This window comes from Bradyrhizobium sp. STM 3809, from assembly GCF_000239795.1.
In the GTDB taxonomy this organism is placed as follows: Bacteria; Pseudomonadota; Alphaproteobacteria; order Rhizobiales; family Xanthobacteraceae; genus Bradyrhizobium.
On record NZ_CAFJ01000487.1, the window covers coordinates 1 to 879 of the forward strand.

At 67.0% G+C, this 879-nt stretch carries 1 protein-coding gene; it reads right to left on the reverse strand.

What is annotated here, in order from left to right:
• Positions 1-879, reverse strand: an 879-nt coding sequence (locus tag BRAS3809_RS22525; RefSeq protein ID WP_035657699.1) for an autotransporter-associated beta strand repeat-containing protein, incomplete at both ends; no start/stop codon positions are given.

Here is an 879-nt window from a genome sequence, read left to right on the forward strand (position 1 = left end):
GATGCCGCTGCCGGAGACATTGAGCGTTCCGGTCCCCTGCTCACCGATGATCAGTTGAGAGCCCGTGCCCGTCTGGTTGAACTGGCCGCCGCTGAGATTATAGACGCCGCTGCTGCCGACGCGACGGCCGACGATCGCCCACCACCCGGCATTGATCGTGCCGCCGCTCTGGTTGAGCGTTCCCGCGCCGTAGCCACCGACGTTGAAGATGCCGTTTGTCACCGCAGCCGTCCCACCGGACAGGTTGTAGGTGCCAGTGCCGCCAACAGCAGCACCGATGCCGAAGTTGGGATCGTTGAGGGCCGTCGTGGTGAGCGTCCCGGCCGACTGGTTGACCGTGCCGATCGCACCATTGGCATTGCCAATGTCGATGTTGTTGGCAGTCAGGTCGGCACTGATCTGCGCCAGGCTCGCCTTGTCCGCCGACGCGGCGCCGACGACGAGATCGCCGCTGAGCGTGGTCGATCCGGAGTTCACGACCAGCGTTGCGCCCGAAGCGCCGCCGCCGACCAGGATGGATCCCATCGCCGAGGCGCCTGACGGACTGAGCGCAAGCGTGCCGGCATTGATGGTCGTCGTGCCGGTCAGCGCATTGGCTCCGGACAGCGTGAGGGTCGACGTCGTCGAGGTGTCCTTGATGACGGTACCGCCGCCGGAAACGCTTCCAGACAGGATCTGCGCCGCCGAGGACGAGTATTCCAGCGTCGCCCCCGCGGCGATTGCGACATTGCCGGCGTAGTTGCCCGCGCCAAGCGAGCCGGAGGAGCCGACCTGCAGAGTCCCGGAGCTGACCGTCGTATCGCCGGCGTAGCTGTTGGCCCCGGCCAACGTCAGCGTGCCCGAGCCGGATTTGGTCAGCGCGCCGCTGCCGCCGAGACT